General features: G+C 35.2%; 2 protein-coding genes. Both read right to left on the reverse strand.

Annotated features, from left to right (window positions below; all coding sequences use genetic code 11):
* Nucleotides 1-3300, reverse strand: a 3300-nt coding sequence (locus GKZ86_RS25120) for an RHS repeat protein (RefSeq protein WP_154785756.1), incomplete at its 3' end; no start/stop codon positions are given.
* A 97-nt stretch (nt 3301-3397) separates the two neighbouring features.
* Nucleotides 3398-4125: T9SS type A sorting domain-containing protein (locus tag GKZ86_RS25125; RefSeq protein ID WP_154785757.1), on the reverse strand; the 728-nt coding region annotated here is incomplete at its 5' end.

Below are 4125 nucleotides of genomic sequence, written 5' to 3' on the forward strand. Positions count from 1 at the left end.
CTGCTGCCCCTTATAATTATAGCAATATTTCTGAAGCACATTTAGTTCATTATCTTTTACAAATTTTAATCTGCCTAAAGCATCATATTCATAGTACGATGTCATTCCTTTTGGATCGGTAATACTGGTAACACCTACCAGCGGATTATAAGTGTATGTGGTAATAAAACTACCTGAAAGTGAATTTCTAAGCGCATTTAACGCATTTCTAAGGAGTTGTTCACTACAGCTTTCTGTTAAACAGTTATCCTTGTCAGCATTTGATAATGTTTGTAAATTTGTTATTGTTCCAGCTGGAATATTTTGATACGCTGTGTTTTCAATTTTAGCTATTGGCTGTGTGTTGTTATAGCCCCAGATGATAGAAACGGGCAAACCTGCCTCAGGAGTATACTGCAATATATTCCCAATATCATCATACTTATCATATGTTATTTTTCTTTTTAAATCATTATTTGCGGAAAGTGAATTGGGAAACTTAGCCGAATACACTTCTTTTGGAAGCAACAAATTTGCTGTGGTGTCATCTTTAGCAAAAACTGTTTTATTCTTAGAAATCAAATTAATTCCATTATATTGTTCCATAACAACAGGATCTGCTATTCTATAGGCTAAAGTTAATTCAGCCATTCCTGTTTCTCCAGCTAAATCAGGAGGGTAGAAATATTTGGTTTTCAAAGTTTCATTTTTACTATTAATGCTTTGCTTTCGGCTTAATTGTGCATGATAGGGATTGTCATAAAAATACTTGGTTACATTTACTATTGAATCTGTAAGGACATTATTAGCATTATAGAAATATTCTTTAGTTTCATTTGAAGAGAGGTAATTCCAATGCGAAGTAATTACACTTCGCATAATATCTAAATTCTCTATACTATCAGGCTGCCCAAAAGAAAAGCAATCTAACTGGAAATTCTTTCTTACCGGATAGCTGTAGACTTCTTTATTAATTCTTGTGTCCAGGACATATTCATTGGTACTTTTCTTAAGATAGAGAAAATCATTGGGTGTATTCTTTTTCTTAAAATAAACTACTTTACTTTCTAATCCATTATCCCAGCCTGAATTGGTTTTAGACGAATGATTAAAATCCGTTCCTGACAGTACCTCTCCTGGCAGATCGCGATTTACAATGAATTGATGGTTCTCTCCTCCATTCAAAAATGCATCGTTTCCATAGCTAATGGTCACATTGTCATAGAAAACATTGGCTCCCTTGTCGTAAAGTGATAAAATACTGCTTGAAGACACGACCAAATTATTTACGTCAACATGGCTGCAAACAACACCAGTTTCACCAGTACCGTGACATGGAATTCTTTTTACACTGTTTGATATATAATAGGGATTTCCAGATGAAATTCCTGAGGATATATTTAAATCGGATAAAGAAGAATAATAAAACCGTTTATAATTAACTGGCTTATCCTCATTTGTATCTTTAAGGGATTTTACTCTGATTCCCCCTGTTACTATATTATCATAAGTCACCTGCGGAAGAGCATTATAATAGCTAAAACTAACTCCGCCGGCTGTACACCTTATATTTGCCTTTAAAGTAATTTTATAATGTCTGTTCGCCTGACCATTAAAATAAAAAGTGCTAACGGACATATCTTCCATTAATGTGACAGCAATTCCTTCAACATATAACGCTCCTGACTGTGCTTTTTTCAATAAAACCACAGGTGTATTCGTTTCAACTTCTATGACACTCATGTAAGCCTGCGAATGATCTGTATTCATACCAGATTTACAATCTTGGTTATCCAGATTAAATTCTCCCCAGCCTCCAATCTGCACGAGCTGACCAAAAGGCAGGTATATTGTTTCCTCACTTAGCTTTACAGCATCCGGATCAATGGTACTAGGGCCGATATTAACAGTCAAATAACCACCGGTTGGTAAGGGTTTAATTGTCTTTTCACCTCTAAAGGTATTAGCTTCATATTCAAACTCAGAAGACCCCTTGGTTGGATAAACTATTTTTTTAAGCATTCCCATTTTGGTATAGATTTCTATGGGCTCTTTATTGGCTTTGTTGAATTGTACGTCCGGAATATTAGGAACTCCAGGCACTAAACTGGTGTTAGAAGTTCCATTATAATAACCCCAGTGATCCTGGCTTTTAGATAATCGGAGCGGGAATTGGTCAGGAGAGATATATTCAAATTTATATTTTTTGTTTATATCTTTAAAAAAGATTTCACTTAAAAAAGTACGTTTATTAGGCATGATGGTATAATTAAAAGTAACCTTTTCAATCATTTCAGAAGCATTACCAACCAATTGTATTTCTTTAATTTTTCTATTTCCCGCACCTGAAACTTCCTGGTCATTATCAGCATAATATAAAAAAATTACAACTCCATTAATTGTGTTATTGGAGTATATTTTTTTTATATGCTTACCATTGATAGACATACCGTGCGAGGTTATATTGGTGAGCACTGGACCGTACTGGTAATTACTTCCATTTTCTGTGCAATTTTCCTGATTATAAGGATTAGACACAATTAAGGATTGCGATTCTGAGGCAATAAAACTATAATCGTTATTCTCATATTCCAGATATATTTCATCACCAAAAGGATGTTTCACACTGGTTAAATACCATGAGGTAGTATAGATTTGTGGTTGTGAAAAACCGGCATTCTGTGCCCTGAACATGGTCGTCTCGGTTTCTGTAAAATAATATTTCACCCCGTTGTTGGTGGTCACTACAAATGAAATTTTTCCAGAATCAGTAATTTTCTCCACCTTAACGTTTTGATTCTCGATCACTACCGGGTTTTGATTTTTATCTAAAACAAACTTGCCCGATATCGAATTGAAATTAAAGGAAAAAATATCAGTTTCGGAATCTACCCTCTCATTATTTCCAATTGCATAGAAATAATTAATATCTTCAGAGGTATGATTTCCATCATCTAAAAGCGCATCATCGGGTATATCGTTTGAAGACATGCTGTTTCTTTCATCTGCAACATCATTTGCACTTCTGGTAATAATCCCTCCTGCATTCATATTCCATCCCAATCCTACGCTTGATGAAAGATCATCAACTTTAACACCATTTGAACCGTAAAATAAATTTAAAGGCATAGTTAAATTCTTTGTCGAAAAAGTTAACAATGGAATATTAATATTAGACGTTCCATTAACCAAGCCTATTGGAACATTCCCATAATTCCCTAGTTGATAAGCGCTTGGGGCTGGGGGAACTATGTTTGGCAGTAAACTTGTTGCTTCGTTTTGACTCCAACTCTTATTTATAATCAAGAGTAATATTATCATTAATTTATAAGTGTTTTTTATTTTCATGCTACGATGTAACCTGTCAGGGTATTTAAATTATTGATGCTTCTATATTTGTTCAAATAATCATTAAAAATTAATGAATTGATTTGATGACTTTAACCGATTCGGTTTTAACATCGGTTTTGATGTTGATGATATAGATACCTTCCGAGTATCTGCTTAAATCTACCGGAACTGTCCTGCTGGTTATACTGAGCTCCTGCAGGATTCTTCCTGAAATATCCACCACAGTGGCGGTTCCTGATTTAAAATCATGGCCAATAATGACATTGGTATAAGTATTGGCAGGATTAGGTATGGCTTCTATAGCGGCTTTGACTTTTTCGACTTTGGTTTTGTCTTTTAGTTTCACCACCCAAAAATCATTACTGCCTATATTCGAGTTTTTATCCTTTGAGGAGTTAGAGTTGGAAGTACCTGCCATTAAATAACCGCCATCCCTGGTTTCAATTACCTTTCTAAGGATATCTTCTCCGGCGCTTCCTATTGTTTTCTTCCAGATCTCTTCACCTTTAGCATCGATTTTCAAGGCAATGTAATCATCAATTCCGTCCTTTTCCTTGCTTGCCCCGGCAGCTTTGGCTACTTTATTGACAAGGGATCGGCCTGATTCTGTTTTCGCATGCCCTCCCAGTAAATAGGTATTATCCTTGTTTTCTACCAAAGAAGTCAAAATATCTGTTTTTCCAAAATCAAAAGTTTTGCTCCAGACCACGCCTCCCTGTTCGTCTAATTTTAAAACCCAGAAATCTGTTCCGTTGCCTACAATTCCGCCTTGTGTGGTCAGGGCATTTTTGCTGT

The organism is Flavobacterium sp. LC2016-13 (genome assembly GCF_009707955.1).
Lineage (GTDB): Bacteria > Bacteroidota > Bacteroidia > Flavobacteriales > Flavobacteriaceae > Flavobacterium.